Source organism: Martinezella sp. CNPSo 3732 (assembly GCF_057784515.1).
The window spans coordinates 408,935-427,218 of the sequence record NZ_JBXSOO010000002.1; the positions used below are offsets into that span (position 1 = coordinate 408,935).

At 59.0% G+C, this 18,284-nt stretch carries 18 protein-coding genes; 5 read left to right on the forward strand and 13 right to left on the reverse strand.

Annotated elements, in window-relative coordinates; all coding sequences use genetic code 11:
* Positions 1-19 precede the first annotated feature (19 nt).
* Together AC13RM_RS06870 and AC13RM_RS06875 are read right to left on the reverse strand one after the other, a co-directional pair.
* Positions 20-1,165, reverse strand: a complete 1,146-nt coding sequence (locus AC13RM_RS06870; protein ID WP_488554724.1) for a glycosyltransferase family 4 protein — start codon at positions 1,163-1,165, stop codon at positions 20-22.
* A gap of 12 nt (positions 1,166-1,177) precedes the next feature.
* Positions 1,178-1,753 (reverse strand): polysaccharide biosynthesis/export family protein, encoded by a 576-nt coding sequence (locus tag AC13RM_RS06875; RefSeq protein WP_112337566.1) that lies wholly within the window; start codon positions 1,751-1,753, stop codon positions 1,178-1,180.
* 192 nt (positions 1,754-1,945) lie between these two features.
* Between AC13RM_RS06875 and AC13RM_RS06880 the strand changes: the two genes are divergently transcribed.
* Positions 1,946-4,204 carry a GumC family protein gene (locus tag AC13RM_RS06880; protein WP_488554725.1) on the forward strand — a complete coding sequence of 753 codons (2,259 nt, stop codon included), beginning with the start codon at positions 1,946-1,948 and terminating at the stop codon, positions 4,202-4,204.
* On the opposite strand, the gene AC13RM_RS06885 is transcribed toward AC13RM_RS06880, so the two are convergent.
* Positions 4,205-5,461 carry a GNAT family N-acetyltransferase gene (locus tag AC13RM_RS06885; RefSeq protein ID WP_374816866.1) on the reverse strand — a complete coding sequence of 419 codons (1,257 nt, stop codon included), beginning with the start codon at positions 5,459-5,461 and terminating at the stop codon, positions 4,205-4,207.
* A gap of 135 nt (positions 5,462-5,596) precedes the next feature.
* Positions 5,597-5,806 (reverse strand): DUF2842 domain-containing protein, encoded by a 210-nt coding sequence (locus tag AC13RM_RS06890; protein ID WP_069616272.1) that lies wholly within the window; start codon positions 5,804-5,806, stop codon positions 5,597-5,599.
* Between the two features lie 112 nt (positions 5,807-5,918).
* Here AC13RM_RS06890 and AC13RM_RS06895 point away from each other — a divergent pair, with 112 nt between their 5' ends.
* On the forward strand, positions 5,919-7,022 hold the full coding sequence (locus AC13RM_RS06895) for a COX15/CtaA family protein (RefSeq protein WP_488554726.1): 1,104 nt from the start codon (positions 5,919-5,921) through the stop codon (positions 7,020-7,022).
* A gap of 23 nt (positions 7,023-7,045) precedes the next feature.
* On the opposite strand, the gene AC13RM_RS06900 is transcribed toward AC13RM_RS06895, so the two are convergent.
* From AC13RM_RS06900 to AC13RM_RS06935, 8 genes are all read right to left on the reverse strand, one after another.
* Positions 7,046-8,356, reverse strand: coding sequence for a DUF2778 domain-containing protein (locus tag AC13RM_RS06900; RefSeq protein WP_488554727.1), 1,311 nt, complete (start codon positions 8,354-8,356; stop codon positions 7,046-7,048).
* 416 nt (positions 8,357-8,772) lie between these two features.
* Positions 8,773-9,705, reverse strand: a complete 933-nt coding sequence (gene argC, locus AC13RM_RS06905; RefSeq protein WP_488554728.1) for an N-acetyl-gamma-glutamyl-phosphate reductase — start codon at positions 9,703-9,705, stop codon at positions 8,773-8,775.
* 137 nt (positions 9,706-9,842) lie between these two features.
* Positions 9,843-10,796, reverse strand: a complete 954-nt coding sequence (gene speB, locus AC13RM_RS06910; protein ID WP_285174102.1) for an agmatinase — start codon at positions 10,794-10,796, stop codon at positions 9,843-9,845.
* Entirely contained in the window at positions 10,777-11,154 is a 378-nt protein-coding gene (locus AC13RM_RS06915) for an antibiotic biosynthesis monooxygenase family protein (protein ID WP_285174103.1), read from the reverse strand. Before AC13RM_RS06915 ends, speB begins: the two co-directional genes overlap by 20 nt.
* Before the next feature lie 457 nt (positions 11,155-11,611).
* The gene (gene rpsI / locus AC13RM_RS06920; RefSeq protein ID WP_075852256.1) at positions 11,612-12,082 is read right to left on the reverse strand and encodes a 30S ribosomal protein S9; all 471 of its coding nucleotides are present in this window, start codon (positions 12,080-12,082) and stop codon (positions 11,612-11,614) included.
* Positions 12,083-12,084: 2 nt separating this feature from the next.
* Positions 12,085-12,549 (reverse strand): 50S ribosomal protein L13, encoded by a 465-nt coding sequence (gene rplM, locus AC13RM_RS06925; protein ID WP_004122374.1) that lies wholly within the window; start codon positions 12,547-12,549, stop codon positions 12,085-12,087.
* Positions 12,550-12,787: 238 nt separating this feature from the next.
* Positions 12,788-13,624: an EamA family transporter gene (locus AC13RM_RS06930; protein ID WP_285174106.1), complete on the reverse strand. Its 837-nt coding sequence runs from the start codon at positions 13,622-13,624 to the stop codon at positions 12,788-12,790.
* An 822-nt stretch (positions 13,625-14,446) separates the two neighbouring features.
* Positions 14,447-14,773 carry a hypothetical protein gene (locus AC13RM_RS06935; RefSeq protein ID WP_095434485.1) on the reverse strand — a complete coding sequence of 109 codons (327 nt, stop codon included), beginning with the start codon at positions 14,771-14,773 and terminating at the stop codon, positions 14,447-14,449.
* Positions 14,774-14,886: 113 nt separating this feature from the next.
* Between AC13RM_RS06935 and AC13RM_RS06940 the strand changes: the two genes are divergently transcribed.
* Together AC13RM_RS06940 and AC13RM_RS06945 are read left to right on the forward strand one after the other, a co-directional pair.
* Positions 14,887-15,315, forward strand: coding sequence for a CoA-binding protein (locus tag AC13RM_RS06940; protein WP_015339469.1), 429 nt, complete (start codon positions 14,887-14,889; stop codon positions 15,313-15,315).
* A gap of 167 nt (positions 15,316-15,482) precedes the next feature.
* Positions 15,483-16,766, forward strand: a complete 1,284-nt coding sequence (locus AC13RM_RS06945; protein ID WP_285174111.1) for an O-acetylhomoserine aminocarboxypropyltransferase — start codon at positions 15,483-15,485, stop codon at positions 16,764-16,766.
* Positions 16,767-16,896: 130 nt separating this feature from the next.
* Here the strand turns inward: AC13RM_RS06945 and AC13RM_RS06950 are convergent, their stop codons facing one another.
* A complete protein-coding gene (locus tag AC13RM_RS06950) occupies positions 16,897-17,445 on the reverse strand; it encodes a phosphatase PAP2 family protein (RefSeq protein WP_285174113.1) in 549 nt (182 codons plus the stop codon).
* 207 nt (positions 17,446-17,652) lie between these two features.
* Between AC13RM_RS06950 and AC13RM_RS06955 the strand changes: the two genes are divergently transcribed.
* The gene (locus AC13RM_RS06955) at positions 17,653-17,997 is read left to right on the forward strand and encodes a cupin domain-containing protein (RefSeq protein WP_488554729.1); all 345 of its coding nucleotides are present in this window, start codon (positions 17,653-17,655) and stop codon (positions 17,995-17,997) included.
* Positions 17,998-18,284 lie beyond the last annotated feature (287 nt).

Here is an 18,284-nt window from a genome sequence, read left to right on the forward strand (position 1 = left end):
TACAACACTTGGCTGTATTCTAACCGTCGCTGTTCAGACCAAGTATATTTTGATACAGGCGCAAAGTATCCCGCGCCATGGCCGAAGCCGAAAAATTCGATCGTATCGTCCCGATATCGGGCATGTTGCTGGCACCCCATAGCGGTTCAGTGATCGCTTCAGCCATGATGCGCGAGAGGTCATCGGCATCTTCCGGTTTGGCGAGTGCGGGGCTGTTTTCGCCAAGTGCTTCCGCAACGCCGCCGACGCGTGAGGCGATGACGGTCTTTCCGGCTGCGAGCGCTTCCAGAACGATATAGGGCATGGCCTCGGCGCGCGAGGGGACGACGATGTTCTGTGATACCGTGAAGGCTTCCTGCACGCGCATCGCCGGCAGCATACCGATACGGTGACCGAGGCCCCGCTCGACCATCATCCGGTGATATTTGTCTCTGTCCGGCCCGTCGCCGATCATCAGCGCGGAAAGCGGCCTGCCGATCCGCCGCTCCGTTTTCGCAAAGGCGTCAACGAACAGATCGGGACCTTTGAGGTCCCGCAGCATGCCGATATAGACGAAATGCACGGAGTCCGATCGTGTCGGTATGGTGCGAAAATCTCTTTCGCTGATGCCATTATAGATCATCACCGAACGGGTGCGCGGCTTGCCGATCTTTCTTTCATAGGTGCGGCGTTCGAAATCGCAGATGAAGATCAGGCCGTCGGTGAGAAACTCGAGCACCCGTTCCAGGCTGTGCACCAGCATGCCCTGGAACGAGCCGCGCGAGAAATGCAGGCTTCCGCCATGCGCAGTATAGAGGCGGGCTACGCGACACCTGTTGACCCGCAGTATCGAGCCGAGAACGCGCGCAAGCAGGCCGCCCTTGGCGCCATGCCCGTGCAGCACATCCGGCCGCAAGCTCTTGATTTCCTTGTAGCTTCTCCAAAGTGTAGCAGCATCCGAGAAGGTAATTTGCCGTCGGATCGGCAGACGAACGATGCCAAGAGCCAGGAACGGCGCGATATCGTCGAACAGACGATCCTCATGCTCGCCGCCCGTCAGGCTGTCGCAAAGGATGCCGACTTCATGGCCCGCTTTGCTCTGTTCCTCCGCCAAATCCCGGACATGGCGGAAGACGCCGCCGACGGGCGATCTGAAGCAATGAAGAATACGAAGCGGTCGGGCCATGAGCGGTCGCGGTTAGAATAACCGCTCTCTGACGTAGATGGTGTCGCCTGCCAGCACCGGATCGGAGATGCCGACCCGTCCAGTCATGACATGACCGTTGATCTTGCGGGTGACATCCGCGTTGGATTGGTTGGCCCGGCTGGTGAACCCGCCTGCGACCGCGATGGCATTCTGGATGGTCATGCCCGGCACATAGGAATATTGGCCCGGCTGGCCGACTTCGCCCATAATATAGACCGAGCGATAGCGGTCGATGTCGATGGTGACGTCTGGATCGCGAATATATCCCTGGCGAAGCTTCTGCGCGATCTGGCCGGAGAGCTGCTGCAGGGTCCTGCCGCGGGCAGCGACCTGGCCGATCAGCGGGAAGGCGATATAGCCGGCCTGATCGACCGTATAGGTGTTGGTCAGCCCGGCTTGGTCGAACACGGTCACGCGCAACCGGTCGCCGCTATCAAGCGTATAGGGCTGGATCGTGGCCTCGTTGAAGGCCTTGGGTGCCGGTTGATAGGTATTGCAGCCGGTGAGCGCGGCGCTCACGGCAGCCATGCCGAGTGCAAGGACAATCTTTGGCTTTGCGAAGGGCATTTCGCGCTCATTGGAAAGGGAAGGACACTGCTGTCGTTATCGATCCGTTAGGGTTAACGGTCGGTAAAGAGCAAATGAAAATCCAGGAAAAAATTAGCGATGCCAAAAATAATGCTGGCGAAATACTATTAACGCTTGGGTTACTATAGTCGTTTACAATTAATTCCGGCTTTCTATTACGGAGTTTTGTATATGTCCGGTGTCAACAGCACCCAGCAGGATGTGGACATCGATCTCGCTCAGCTCTTTCGCGCTGTATGGCAGCGGCGGGTGCGCGTCATTGCCATCACGCTGGCCGGCGCCTGCGCGGCACTCGCGATTGCCAAGGTCATGTCGCCGGAATATCGCAGCGAGGCCCGCATCCTCATCGAGCAGCGTGCGCCCGCCTTTGCGGCGACGACATCGGGCAACGATGCCGGTGCCGGCCCTCTATTGGACGAGCTGAACATTGCCAGCCAGGTGCAGATCCTGCAGTCGGCGGATCTGGTGAAGCAGGTCATCACCAATCTCAAGCTCTACGATCGTCCCGAATTCGCCGCCGGCAACAACGGCTCCGCGCTCTCTGATATTCTGATCAAGCTGCATCTGAAGCGGGCGGCGGCCGACAAGGCCCCGGAAGAGCGGATGCTGGACGCCTTCAACAGCCGCCTGCAGGTCTATCAGATCAACAGCTCGCGCGTCATCGGCATCAGCTTCACGTCCCGCAATCCGGATCTCGCCGCCAGCGTGCCGAATGCCATGGCGCAAGTCTATTTATCCATGCAAAGCGGCGCCAAGCTCGATTCCAACAGCGAGGCGACGCGCTGGCTAGAGCCGGAGATCGCCAAGCTGCGCGATAAGGTCAGCGAGGCGGAAAAGAAGGTTGCGGATTATCGTTCCGCCAACGGTCTTCTCCAGACCAGTCAGAACAACAATTTCGCCACGCAGCAGCTCGCGGATATTTCGACGCAGCTGGCACAGGTGCGTGGCGACAAGGCCAACGCCGAGGCGCGGGCGCAAGCGGTGCGCAGCGCATTGTCCAGCGGCCGCTCCACCGATACTCTTGCCGACGTCGCAGGCTCGCAGACCATTCAGCGGCTGAAGGCGACCCAGTCGAATCTCGAGTCGCAGATCTCGGATCTCTCCACGACACTGATGGATGGGCATCCGCGGCTGAAGAGCCTGCGGGCGCAGCTCGTCGATATCCGTCAGCAGATCGATCGCGAGACCCAGAGGATTCTGGCAAGCATCGAGAACGAAGCAAAGGTAGCGCAGCTGCGCGAGCAACAACTCCTCGCCCAATCGAACACGCTGAAGGCCGACAGCGCCCGGGCAGGGGAGGACGAAGTCGGCCTCAACGCCCTGGAGCGTGAAGCTACGGCCGAGCGGCAATTGCTCGAGACCTATCTCGCCCGTTATCGCGAGGCGGCCTCTCGCGTCGACAAGAATTCCAGCCCTGCCGATGCGCGCATCGTTTCCACAGCGGTCGAGCCGGTCGATCCCTCTTTCCCGAAGGTCGGTCCGATCGTCGTCGTCGCTACCCTTGCCACTTTCATTCTCACCGCCATCGTTATCATGCTCGCGGAGCTGTTCAGCGGTCGCGCTTTGCGTCCGGTTGGGCTTGTTCGCAAGGAAGATGCCGCCGCGCTGGAGACGGCGCAGCGCACTCAACCCGTCACCGAACCGGCTCCGGTTCGGCCAGTTGCGCGAGCGAGCAGCGTCGAGACGCCCGCAAGCATGCTCTCCCTCCCCGTCGAGGAAATCCCGGTTCGGGCTGCGGATACCGTAACTGCTCCAGAGCAGGCAATCGCCTTGGACACCGCAATCGCTCCGGATCACGGGCCGAAGCAGGTTGCTCAGACTGCCGCGGAGGAAGAGGAGGATTTCTCCATCCAATCCGTCGCCGATTATCTGATCGATAGCGGCTCGCGGCTGGCGATCGCCATATCACCGACTGGTGACAACGGCTCGACCGCCACCGTCATGCTGGCGCGGACCATTGCCGATGCAGGGAGCCGTATCGTGCTGGTCGATATGACCGGCACCGGATGTCCCTCCAGGCTCATGGCCGAGCACGACGAACTTCCCGGCGTAACCGACCTGCTGTGCGGCGAAGCGGCCTTTGGCGATACGATCCATCCGGATCGCCTGTCGGACGCCCATCTCGTGCCGCAAGGCATGAGCGACCTTGCCCGCGCCATGCGCGGCGCCGACCGTCTGTCGCTGATCCTCGACGCACTGGGTTCGGCCTATGACATCGTTCTGGTGGAGTGTGGCGCGGCCGAAGTCTCCGGCGTCGCACGGCTGACGCGCAGCAAGGAGACGGAAATCATCCTCTCCATGCCCGAACCCGACGAAAGCCAGTTCATCGCTGCCATGACGGAATTCCAGAAGGCCGGCTACGAACACATCATTCTGATGTCCGGCTGGCGCGAGGAGCATGATCCGGATACGCGCCGGGACGCTGCCTGATCAATCCGCGTCACCGCCTCCGTCATCCGATGCGGCGCCGGTTCCGTGTCGCGCCCGCAGACGCTGGATGAAGGAATAGAGCTTGCGATTGGATTTGATCGCGATCTTCGTACGCGTGATGATCCGGTTCAACGTTGCCGTAAGACGCCCCATGCCTGAGACCGGCAGGAAGAGGTCATACTGTACCGTTTCCATCGAGCACCAGGAACGCTTGTAGATCTGATCGCCGATACCGAAATCGAAGAGCGCGACGCCTTCGCGATGCAGCCGCTCGATCATCAGCCAGAACAACAATTCGCCGGGGCTTGCCTCCGCAACCAGAGCCTCGTCGATCGAGGCAAACTGGCAGATGACATGATCTCCCTTGCGGGACAGGGCAGCGATTGCCGGAATATGGCCTTCATGCTCGCCTTTCAGGCGCAGCGCATGTATCTGCAGTGTCGCGCCGATGCCATCGTCTTGGCGTCGGTGCAACATAGCGTGCAGCGCGGCCTTGATCCGGTCATCCTTGAACGCATCGGGCAAGCCGGCATCCTTGAAGCGGACTGCCTTCTGCTGGAAGAATCGATCGAGCAATGCGTCCTGCCGATCAGGACCGGCGATCACATATTCGTAGCCACCCTTGGCATCGAGAAGCCTGCTTTGATGCTTGAACTTCTTGCGGCGGCGCTTGGCATTCACCTGCTTCAGACTTGCTTCGAAACTGCCGAGGAAGGGCATCTGAAAGGCATGGTTCTGGTTTTCGATCGACGTCAGCGGCGCGAGCGGGCTTTTGCGACCGCGCCATTCGAGCGGGACGTTGCGCAGGATGACGACGTCCACCCTGCCGCGCAAAGCCGCCGAGATGGCGCTCGCCTGAACGGCGGTCAATTCTCCGTTCGCCAGGAACCGGGCTGAAAACAGGCCCGTGTTGATATTGTTATGGTGGCCTCCGATGAACTCGGCCCGTCTTATCCGGTGACTGCGGATGATCTCAAGTGGCAGGATGAAGGCGACGTGATCTTCGATGGAGCCCCTGACGATGGCGAGAGGGCGTTCGAGGTTCTCCACCCAAGCTGCGCACCAGTCATAGCTCTGGTGCAGCGAGTTGAGATCATCCCGTTCCAGTGCGCGCCATTCGGCTTCGAGCGGTGCCATACTGTCGAAGATGTCGATCCGCAGTTGATCGGCGGCCGCGGGCTTCATGTCGATGGACGCAATCCGCTCGTCCGCTGCTTGGGCGGCCATGTGGGCGATATCTCGCGTCTGGATCTGCATCCGGTCTTCTCCGCTCCGGCGGTATTCGGACGCAGTTTGGCGGGCAACGGCTTATTTTTGGCTTAAGATGGGACAGTCATGCGGGATAGGGCGCGGATCAGGGTTAGCCTAACGTAAATCGTGCCGGGACGAGCGTCATTGTGGGCGTGGCCCGGCCATCCATTTGATGATGCCCATCGCCGGCAGCACCCAGATGATGCCGCTGAAAAGGAAATACAGGAAATGCACCCAGCCGGGTTGATCTGCAAGCGTTCGCACTGCAACGATCATGGCAACGATCGCATAGATTGCAACCAGCAGCACCAGCAGGATCATGCCAATGAATTTGCGCAGGCGAAGGGGCACGGGGTTTTCTCCTCATTATCACAGCATGCCGCGACGGCATGCCGCAAACTCCCGGGACTTGTTTTGCACGCCCCTATCGGGCAAATCAACAGCCTGATCGAAGGGAGAAGCCATGGCTGCCACTAATTTTACGACCGAACAGGCTATTTTGAAGGAAGTGGCCCGTCAGGACCGCAATCGCCGCGCCATACGCATCTGGCTCGCTTGCGTACTTCTGGTTCTCTTCGGTCTCGTGCTTGTGGGAGGTGCCACGCGCCTCACCAATTCCGGCCTGTCGATCACGCAATGGCAGCCGATCCACGGCGTCATCCCGCCGCTGAATGCACAGGAATGGCAGGACGAATTCGATCTCTACAAGCGCATCCCGCAATTCCAGATCATGAACAAGGATATGACGGTCGAGGAGTTCAAGGGCATCTTCTGGTGGGAATGGGCGCATCGCCTGCTGGCGCGCACCATCGGCATCATCTTCGGCCTGCCGTTGCTGTTCTTCGTTCTGACTGGCCGTGTCGAGCGAAAGCTCTGGCTGCCGCTGGCCGGCATTTTCCTGCTCGGCGGCCTTCAGGGTGCGATCGGCTGGTGGATGGTCTCCTCGGGATTAGAAGCACGCACCGACGTCAGCCAGTATCGGCTTGCCACACATTTGGTGACCGCCTGTCTGATCTTTGCCGCCTGCATGTGGTTCATGCGCGCTCTGTCGCCGCATTCGAACGAGCCGCCGCCAACGCGTCATTCGGCGAAACTCGGCGGTTTGATCGTCTTCATGGCTTTGTTCCAGATCTATCTCGGTGCTCTCGTCGCCGGGCTGGACGCCGGTCTCAGCTACAATACCTGGCCGCTGATGGATGGTGCCGTCGTGCCCAGCGATCTCTTCATACAGTCGCCGGGCTGGGTCAATTTCTTCGAGAACCCGAAGACGGTCCAGTTCGTTCACCGTCTCGGTGCCTATGCGCTCTTCGCGGTGGTCACGATCAATATGATCCTCTCGCTACGCGCGGCGGCGCAAACGACCCATGCGCGCCGGTCCGTCGTTCTCTTCGTGCTCGTGCTGATCCAGGCGATCCTCGGCATTTCGACGCTGCTGCTGCATGTGCCGCTGCATTTGGCCCTGGCGCATCAGGCTGGCGCCCTGATCGTCTTCGGTTTCGCGATTGCCAATTGGCGCGGCTTCTATGGTGAACTGCCGCGCCAGACCTCGATCGTCGTGAGAGATTGAGGCGCTTTGCGCCTCAAATCCCTCTAACGCGCGGAAGCGACGCTTGCAGCCGACGACATCCGCGAGACGACTTTCAACCGCTTGATTTCGCCGCGTCGGAAGGCAGCCAGGAAGCGGTTGTAATCCTTGAAGACAACGCAGCCATTCGATTCGCCGCGGCCGCCTCTGAGCATGTATGTGTGAGCCAGCAGGCCGTCGCGGCCATAGACGCGGGCGCCGCTTGCGGGTGTCAGGCGCAGGGCCTGCACGCCATGGAACAGGCTTTCCCTATATGTCAGGTTATAAGTTTCAGGCGGCGTCGGCCCGGTATTCTTGCGGTCGACATAGCGGGGATTGTCACGCATGTGGCCGAGACCGGAATGGGCCTCGAGGCGTTCGCCGCTCGGCAGGTAAACGGTCTTCGCTTCGATATCGTAGATCGCAGTGCCTGGGCCGGGGCTGATGGCGGCAAACGGGTTGATGAACGGCTTATTCTTGCGGACCGAGCTGTCATCCGGATCGGCATAGGCCATCATGCGCGATGGCGGTTGCGTGGTTGTTTCGCTGCCCGTTGCCCTGGCGATGGCGCTTGTGGCGCCGGCGCGTTGCACGGGCGTTTCTCGGGCGGGACGGGCCACGGGAATGACGTTCAGCACAGCTTCCGCCACCGCAATGTCGGCGTCTTTCGCAGGCACCGGCTTTGCTTCCGCAATGGCGGGCAGGCTGATCTCCGGGGCCGCGGAAGCGACCGCGGGCGGCTGCTCCGTGGCTTTCAGGGGGCCTGCAGCCGGCATCAGGGCAGCCGCATATTTTGCCTGGCTTAGCGATTGCACTGCGGTTGCGAAATTGATCGCGATAACCTTGCGCAGATGGTCGATCGTCTCAGGCGAAGCCGCAGCTACTTCGAGACGGCCGCTCTTGATGCTTGCGGCCGCAATCTGAGCTTGCTTCATATCGGATGTCTGCTGTGCGAGTGCATATGCTAGTTGCGCATGAACCGCATCCGTCCCGCCAGCTTTCGTTTGAACCTCCGCAGCGGCGACGCTGCCGAAGCGGCTTTGCCCATGCAGCGAAGTGGTTTGACTCGCATAACGGGCAGGGCGCGCCACATGGCTTTGCGGAACGATGAATGCCGATGCGCGGGGTGCCAGGAAATTATCGGTCGGCGCCGCCGCGCCGGGAAGCGACAGCACCATCGATTGCGTCGTCATCAGCGTTGCAGCCACCCAGGCGAAAGCCGCGACCGCGACGCCGGTGGCCAGGGTGCCGGGACGGATGCTGAGGGATTTTTTTGATCGCGAGGCGTAGCCGGAGCGCGAATTGAAGTTACCGAACGTTTCGGTTACGAACGCCATGATACTCGTTATCCAAACTACACAGACACCAAGCCGGCTCAAGAACGCACACGCGCCCTAACGCAAGTGTCGCGTTCGGTCGCCAACTTGCCGGCTGTCTGGAAGCATGCCGAATTATGGTAACCAATTCCTTTACGATGGCTCATTCTTGGATATTCATTGAAAAAGGGATGGTTTTTAACGTCCCACCTATTCGGGCCAGCAAAGCCGTTAAAGAGCAAATCCGGCCGACAATTGGTCGCAAGCCCAACGGTTGTTCACTTTTCCGTGTAGGTTCCGCTAATTTAGGGCAACGGCAAAAATAAGGCCGAGTACGGCAGCGGAGCCTAAATTGCGCAAAACTGCTTTTGACGTGAAAAGGCCCGGCCTGAATAAACGGGCCGGGCCTATCGAATTTCAATCCGCGTTGGACTGAGTTACGCGCTCAGCATCAAGTCCATGTTCTGTACGGCTGCACCCGATGCGCCCTTGCCGAGATTGTCGAGCAGGGCAACGAGGTTGACCTGCGCTCCGCCCGGCGTGCCGAAGACGAAGAGCTTCATCGTGTCCTTGCCGGCAAGCTCGACGGCGTTGACACGGGGCAGGGCGCGGCTCTCATCGAGCGAAACGACCTGAACGATATCCTGGCCGGTGTAATGGTCGACGAGCGCGGCGTGAATGCTCTCCAGCGTCGCGCCTTCCGCGAGATCGCCGAGATGCAGCGGCACCTGCACGATCATGCCCTGGGGGAAGCGTCCGACAGAGGGCGAGAAGATCGGTGCGCGCTCCAGCAGGCCGTGGGTGGTCATCTCGGGCACATGCTTGTGGGTCAGCGGCAGGCCATAAAGGAAATGCGGCGCGGCGATCGCATCCGGATGATCGGGATTTTCCATCTGGGCGATCATCTGCTTGCCGCCGCCGGTATAGCCGGAGACCGCATTGACCGTCACGGGGTAGCCCGTCGGAAGGATGCCGGCGGCGCGCAACGGCCGGATGACACCGATCGCGCCTGTCGGATAACAGCCGGGATTGGCGACGAAACGCGCCGCCCTGATCTTGTTACCCTGGTTGCTGTCCATCTCGGCAAAGCCGTAGGCCCAGTCGGGATGGATGCGGAAGGCCGTCGAGGTGTCGATGACGCGGACATTGTTGTTGCCCGCCACCATCTTCACCGCGTCCTTCGACGCATCGTCGGGCAGGCAGAGGATGGCGATATCGGCGCTGTTCAGCATGTCCTCGCGCATGGCGGCATTGCGGCGTTCGGCTTCGGGAATGGACAGCAGTTCGACATCGCGGCGGTCGGCCATGCGCGTGCGGATCTGCAAGCCCGTGGTTCCGTGTTCGCCATCGATGAAGATTTTCGGTGCCATCTTATTCCTGCTCTTTCAATAGGTTGCGGATATTTCCGGACTCAGTTTGCCATGCAGTAGATTCAATTTCATAACGCTCGTTGCTGAAGCGGTAGGGCGGCTTTCGAAAACCTTCCTCCCTATCCCGAAATCATGTCTCAACGACCGCTCGCACGTCGTTCGGCGTGGAGACCGAGCATATACATCGCCACGGTCGCCCCCGCAATGGCGGTGATGTCGGCGTGGTCGTAGGCAGGGGAGACTTCGACGACGTCGGCGCCCCGGATATCCAGCTGATGCAGCCGCTGCAGCACCGACAGGATCTTGGCGCTGGAAGGACCTCCGGCGACCGGCGTTCCCGTGCCCGGAGCAAAGGCCGGATCGAGGCAGTCGATATCGAAAGTAAGATAGGTCGGCGCGCCCTTGGTATGCGAGATGATCGTCGAAGCAATCTCGCCGGCGTTCATGTCCTCGACCTGATGGCCATACAGAATTTGGATGCCGAAATCGTCAGGCGCATGCGTGCGGATGCCGATCTGGATGGAGCGGTCGGGGTCGATCAGCCCGTCGCGTACGGCGCGCGCAACGAAGGAGCCGTGGTCGATACGCTTGCCGTCGTCGTACCAGGTATCCTGATGGGCATCGAACTGCACCAGTGCAAGCGGCCCGTGCTTGGCGGCATGCGCCTTCAACAGCGGCCATGTGACGAAATGATCGCCACCGAGCGTCAGCAGGAAGGCGCCGCTGTCGAGGATCGTCGCCGCCTGTCTTTCGATTGCAGCGGGCGTATCCTGATGATTGCCGTAATCGAGCAGGCAGTCGCCGTAGTCGATGACGGCCATCTCGGCGAAGAGATCGCGCTCGAAGGGATATTGCGGATCATTGTCGAAGATTGCGGAGGCGCGGCGGATTGCCTGCGGCCCGAAGCGCGTTCCCGGCCGGTTCGAGGTGGCGGCATCGAAGGGGATGCCCCAGACCACGGCATCGGCGCCTTCGAGTGATTTGGTGAAGCGGCGGCGCATGAATGAGAGCGCGCCGGCAAAGGTCGGGTCGCTGGCAGCCGAGGTCAAGCTGACGGTAGTGAAGGCGTGATCAATCGAGGTGCTCGGCAAACGCGTCTCCCTCGCGCAGCTGGAAATCATAAGCCCGTTCTACCCGCGCTATGCGAACCTTATATTGCTCATACCAGCGCTCGCGGCCTAGTTTCTGCGCCGCCAGATGGGCGACGACGTTCTTCCAGGCAAGAATGCTTTCCCCGTCTCGCCAGAAGGAATTGGTGATACCGAAGCCGTCGGCGCCTCTCGCACTCTCAAGACCAAGGCAGCCGTCTTGCGCCAATGCCATTTCCTCCATGCGTTCGCCCATGGCGCCATAGCCATTGTCACCGGCTGTCCGGATCGAAGCGAAGGAGACGATATAATAGGGCGGCTCGGGAGTGGCCGCAAAGCGGGATGCCTTGTTGGTGCTCATGACGTGCCTCACGGGATGGAACGGAATTCCGTTCTGTGAATCGCAGATAGGTCGTGTTCGATGCTTATTTGCCCGATCGAGCGGTGCATTGATACGTCTTTTTCACGCAGGCGATCTGCGGCGTTGAGCAATCGGCCCGCCCATCGGTCACGACACAATAGGAGCAGCTGTCGTTGAATTCGCGACAGTCCGGGTTTGTCTGAAGAAAATCCTTCATGCTCTGCATTTCTGCGGCCTTATCGGCTGGCGGAGCGTCGTCGCACAGAGCCGGTGAGACGATGCTGATCGAGAACAGAAACGAAAAGATGAGGCCGCGCATTCAATTCCCCGATGCTTGTAGGAGGACTTTGCCATAAAAAGCATTCCCTGCCTTGGCAAATCTGCACCATTTCAATGCCGCAAAGAAAAAGGCCGGGGAAACCCCGGCCTTTCCAATAATCCGATCTCGGATAAGCGATTAACGCTTGGAGAACTGGAAGGAACGACGTGCCTTTGCACGGCCGTACTTCTTACGTTCGACAACGCGGCTGTCGCGGGTCAGGAAGCCACCCTTCTTCAGCACGGAGCGCAGGCCCGGCTCGAAGTAGGTGATCGCCTTGGACAGGCCGTGACGAACGGCACCGGCCTGGCCGGAGAGGCCGCCGCCGGCAACGGTTGCGATGATGTCGAACTGGCCGTCACGGGCAGCAGCGACGATCGGCTGACGCAGGATCATCTGCAGAACCGGACGGGCGAAGTAAGCCGTGTAGTCCTTGCCGTTGACGATGATCTTGCCGGAGCCGGCCTTGACCCAAACGCGGGCTACGGCGTCCTTGCGCTTGCCGGTCGCGTAGGAGCGGCCGAGCGAGTCAACCTTGCGGACGTGAACCGGAGCAGCAGCTGCTTCCGACGTCGTGCCGAGGTCCTTCAGGGAGGAAAGGTCAGCCATTATCAGGCGCTCCTTACGTTCTTCTTGTTCAGCTTGGCGACGTCGAGGACGACCGGCTGCTGAGCTTCGTGGGGATGGTTGGAGCCGGCGTAGACGCGCAGGTTCTTCATCTGGCGACGGCCGAGCGGGCCGCGGGGAACCATGCGCTCGACGGCCTTCTCAACGACGCGCTCCGGGAAGCGGCCTTCGATGATCTGGCGAGCCGTACGCTCCTTGATACCGCCGGCATAACCGGTGTGCCAGTAATAAACCTTGTCTTCGTACTTCTTGCCGGTGAAGACGACCTTGTCGGCATTGATGACGATGACGTTGTCGCCGTCGTCGACGTGCGGCGTGAAGGTAGCCTTATGCTTGCCGCGCAGACGCATTGCGATGATAGAAGCGAGGCGGCCAACGACAAGCCCTTCGGCGTCGATGAGAACCCACTTCTTCTCCACCTCTGCAGGCTTCTGGGAGAAGGTTGCCATGTTGCATACTCTCTTTTAGGACCCTTGGCCCGAAGGCGTCTGGGCGTTTCTTGTTGCTTGGTTTGGCACGCATGGATGGGTGCCAAAAAGAAAGCAGCCCGGAAAGGCTGCAATCTGCGGCGGCTTATAGATCGATTAAGAGCCAGGGTCAATATCGTCTGATTGGGGAGGCTGTAAAAATTATAAAGCAAAATCAACATGTTGCTTGTATGGTAAAATAAAACCACATAATTTATCATCAACCCAGCCGCAAAACCAGCACTCCGCCAGCAATAATGGCGCCGGCAATATACCGCCAGCTGCTGGATCGCTCTTTCAAAACGACGACGGATATCACCAAAGCGAAGAGGATCGAAGTCTCGCGCAAGGCGGCGACCATGGCGACCGGCGCCTTCGTCATCGCCCACAATGCCAGTCCGTAGGAGGCGATCGAGCCGCCGCCGCCGATCAGCCCGCGCCACCAGTTGTAGCGGACGTGGGCGGCGACGGCATTAAGGCCGCGTTGCGATATCGCCCAGGCGAATAGGAGGATGGGCGGCAGGAGCGCCATCCATAGAGTATAGGAAACCGAATTGCCCGATATCCGCGCGCCGATGCCATCGACATAGGTATACGTCGCGATGACAACGGCATTGGCGAGGGCGAGAACGATCGCCCGGCGGCTGCCCTTTCGGGCCTCGAAGGCAAGCGTCAATATGCCGGCACAAATGGTCATGGTGCCGATCAATGCGCCGCCCGAAAGCGTTTCCTTCAGGATGAAGCTGCTTGTCGAGACAATGATGAGTGGCGCGACACCGCGCATCAGCGGATAGACGAGCCCGATATCCCCGGCGCGATAAGCGGCCGCCACCAACTGGAAGTAGGCGAATTGAAGGATGGCCGAGGCACCGATGAACGGCCAGGCCGCAGAGGCGGGCAGGGGAAGGAACGGTAGAAGGGGCAATGCCGCGACCGCGCCGCCGGCCGAAACCAGCGCCGCATCGAGCGACTTGTCGGTTCCGGCCTTGATGATCGCATTCCACGTCGCGTGCAGCAGGGCGCCGAAAAGAACGAGCGCGATAACGTCGAGAGACACGGAAAACCTCGGAAATTGGCAGGCGTAATGGCAATGCTTGGTATTTTGTGGGAGTGCGGTCCCCATATGATCCGCAATACATCGAAAAGCAACGAAATATCGATCATTCTGACGGCTTCCCCTTCGCTCCGGTCATGAGGGGCGCCGAGAATGGGGTTTTCGTTATGTTCCAAATCGCCCTTTCTAGAATTATAAATAACTAATTTATTGGAGTATGAAGCGCGAACAAATATCGCATGTCCTGTGAACGCGGGAGTAGCATTAGACACTTCTTACTTAAAAACGACAGAGGGCTGTGTCGCCTGCAGCGCCGTGTGTTGCCGGGCGTGCGAAAATCGCCGCGCAAACGCCGCGCGCAATCTCTTTTTTCCCCATGAATAGAGTGGATAATTCTACAAGAGATGAAAAATATTACAGCTAGCGCGCGATGCCGCTGATAAAAATCATACTAAGAGCTAAGTATAGAATCATCGAATCAAAACTTGATGGGGTATATCATTGCGCGAACTCGAAAATTATTCTGTGGAAAAAATAATGAAATAGCATATGTTCCGCGTTCGCATTCGGTTCTCGTTGGAATTGACTGTCCATGCGAAGTTTCTAATTTATATGCGAATAAATAGCGAACAAAGATTGCATTTCCTGAGAACGCAACCCTGTGGCTTCGGAAAAATTTATGAAAGCGCTTTGGGAAGGGCTTGAACGCAGGCGTATAAATGCTCGTGCACGGCCACAGTGCCGAAGATGCACCGTGCCTGCGACAATCAATGGTCGTATCGAACTCGTGAGCCGTCCGCCATATCAAGCCGTAATCTATCGCGATCAGCGTCGGAAAATCAAATCATCGTCATCGAGATCGGTTGCCGGCCGGCATATGTAGACCGGACAGGAAGCGCGATCCTTCGTGGGAAGATAATCCTGATAGGCATAAAAGCCCATGTCGCAGGCGCCGCTGTCGGCGACATAGCGATCATAGAGCGTCATGTTCGGTGTTCGTCTGGCCGGATAACGCATGATGACAGCGCGCTCCCGATTGATGACCGCCCTGGCCTCGGCGCAGGTCATGGACATGGAATTATATCGCGAAATCGCCAATGCCGGCGTCGCGGCCGAAGTGACGAGCAGGCCCAGCAGGATGAAATTTTTCATCTGAGTAATCCTCCCTGAAGTTGTTATAATACAATATATATACGCGGAGACCGCCATTGCGGTTTCCATATTTGTGACAAAACGCAAGTGTGATCGAGGTGGGAGGCTTCGTGATGAACCACGATAGTTATGACGATTCCTATATAGCCGATATCCTCTTGTCCGTAAGGACCATCGCGCTCGTCGGCGCTTCGCCCAATCCCGCGCGCCCGAGCAACGGTGTGATGGCCTATCTCCTGAACAGGGGATATCGCGTCATCCCCATCAATCCCGGACAGGCCGGTAAGGAAATTCTGGGGCAATGGGTCTATGCACGCTTGGCCGACATTCCCGAGCCTGTGGACATGGTCGATGTTTTTCGGGCGCCCGAATATCTCCGATCGGTCGTAGAGGAGACGATCATGATCGAGCCGCGGCCCCCGGTCATTTGGGGTCAGCTTGGCGTGCGTGACGACGCCGCCGCGGCAAGAGCCGAAGCCGCAGGGGTAAGGGTCGTCATGGACCGCTGCCCGGCTATTGAGTATCCGCGCCTGGTCGCTTGACCGAGATCGCGCATGACGGCTGCATTCGGCCGTTTATCGCGCGATCTCACTGAAAGATGGCAAGTTTTTTCTGCGAGCCGAGAAGCACGGCAAAGTTCGCGGTTAACTTTCATGTGCCAGGCGTTATGCTTTTCCCGTTACGAACAAGATCCGGCGGGAGGAAAGTTATGCCAACCAGCAACCCAGGTTTCGACACGCTTGCGATCCACGCCGGCGCGCAGCCGGACCCGGCGACAGGTGCACGCGCGACGCCGATCTACCAGACGACATCCTTCGTCTTTCAGGATGCGGATCATGCAGCCGCTCTGTTCGGATTGCAGCAGTTCGGCAATATCTATACCCGTATCATGAACCCGACGCAGGCCGTGCTGGAAGAGCGGGTGGCGGCCCTTGAAGGCGGCACTGCGGCTCTCGCCGTCGCCTCCGGTCATGCGGCGCAGCTCCTCATCTTCCATGCCATCATGCAGCCGGGTGACAATTTCGTCGCGGCCAAGCGGCTCTATGGTGGCTCGGTCAATCAGTTCGGGCAATCTTTCAAGAATTTCGACTGGCGGGTCCGTTGGGCCGATTCCGCCGACCCTGCTACCTTCGAAGCGCAGATCGACAGTCGCACCCGCGCCGTCTTTATCGAAAGCCTTGCCAATCCCGGCGGCACCTTCGTCGATATCGCCGCGATCGCAGCCATCGCACACAAGCATGGCCTGCCACTGATCGTCGACAATACCCTGGCCAGCCCCTATCTCATCCGGCCGTTGGAGCATGGCGCCGATATCGTCGTGCACTCGCTGACGAAGTTCCTCGGCGGCCACGGCAATTCCATGGGTGGCATCATCGTCGACGGCGGCACTTTCGACTGGTCCGCCTCCGGCAATTATCCCATGCTGTCTTCACCGCGTCCGGAATATAACGGCATCGTTCTGCATGCGACCTTCGGCAATTTCGCTTTCGCCATTGCCTGCCGCGTGCTGGGCCTGCGCGATCTCGGCCCGGCCATCTCGCCGTTCAATGCCTTTCTGATCCTGACCGGCATCGAAACGCTGCCGCTGCGCATGCAGCGCCACTCCGACAATGCGGCTGCCGTTGCACGCTGGTTGAAGGCGCAGGAGAAAGTGGCATGGATCAACTATTCTGGCCTGGAGGACGATCCGAACCACGCCCTACAGCAGCGTTACTCGCCGAAGGGCGCCGGTTCTGTCTTCACCTTCGGACTGAAGGGTGGCTATGAAGCCGGCAAGGGGTTGGTCGAAGGCCTGGAGCTCTTCTCGCATCTTGCCAATATCGGCGACACGCGTTCGCTCGTCATCCATCCTGCCTCGACGACCCACAAGCAGTTGACCGACGAGCAGAAGGTCGCGGCCGGCGCCGGTCCGGATGTGGTGCGTCTGTCCATCGGTATCGAGGACGTCAAGGATATCATCGCCGATCTGGAGCAGGCGCTGGCGAAAGTCTGATGTGGTTCCTCACATACCCTTGAGAACGCTTTTTATTAGGTTGTATTGAGTCGATCGCCGAAAAAACCTTGAAAACGCGGCGCTCGCAGATATGGCCTCGACAATTCTCATGGGTCTCTTCAAACTGACCCTATAGGATGCCGGTTACAAAGCGATCCAGCCGGGTTTCAGGTCGATAGAGCGTCTTGACCAGGATCGCCGCGAAAAAGGCGGTAAGTACCCCGCCCATGACGTCAGTGACATAATGCGTGCCGACATAGACTCGCGAGACGGATACGAGGATCGCGCCGAGTAGGAAGAAGAGGCTCCGCCCCGGCATGCGTTGAAGCGTAAATGCGGCGGCGATTGCGAACGCGGCCGTCGCGTGGTCAGAGGGAAAGGACGGGTCATTGCTGCGATCTACAAGTAGCTTGGTGACCCCGGCATCATACGGGCGAAGGCGGCTGACAAAAAGCAGGATGACCTGGTTGATACCGAGACTGACGACGAATGTCAGGCCCGCAGCAACGAGTGCGTGTCGGGTTTCCGATCGACGTTCTCCGACCCACCATTGGATAGCGACAAGAGCGATCAACAAGGGAACGCCGTATGCCGAGATTAGGATCATCAGGCGGTCGACTGTCGGGTTTCCGGCTATGCCATTGATCCACTCTGTTATAACGGCATCTAGTTCATACATGCTGGCTCCTTCTGAACCGCGATTACGATTTCGGCCCGATCGAGATGGTCGAGCCAAATTAACGAAGCGCACTAGGGCATTGTTTTCTGACGTTTCCCTGAAAGGTGGCCCTTGATATCGGGCGGCAGGTTAGGATGATGTGCGTTCCGGGTTCGCATGTCCTTGAGCTCGCGGAGAGCCACATGAGGCAATAGACAGGAGACATTCGTGACGACCTATCTGGCAGTGGACATCGGCGGCGTTGAACCGGAAACGGGCGCGCCCGCAGCGGACCGTCTCATTTCGGGAGCCCCAACCTTCCGAACCTGGAGTCTCGATGAGACCGAAGGCGGCCTTTACGCTGGCATATGGGAGGCGACACCAGGGAAGTGGAAGATCGCCTATGACGAGTGGGAGTATTTCAACATTCTCTTCGGCTATTCCATTGTGACAGCCGATGACGGCGAGACGTTTCATCTGCGCGCAGGCGACCGCATGATCTTGAAGCCGGGTTTCAAGGGGACGTGGGAAGTTATTGAAACGACTCGCAAGGACTATGTAATCCGCCTTTGAGTATGGCCTTGATTCAAAACATGAAGATCGCCTTGCTTTATGAAAGGATGCGAGCCTTTTCCTGTAGCTCGGCAACGGTCACTATGCTTGCTGCAGGTTGTGTCACCGCTGCTTCATTAAACTGTCATCAAACTGAAACAATGCGGCATTAGAGCCATCACTGTCGCCGGGAGGTCGAGGTGGGGTTCCTAACCGATGGGATACTTCGTGCTTAGCTCCTGCTCGCCATCCTTTCGTCACTCTGGGAAGTGAGTTCAATCATGTTGAATCAAAAATTTCGTTCGCTT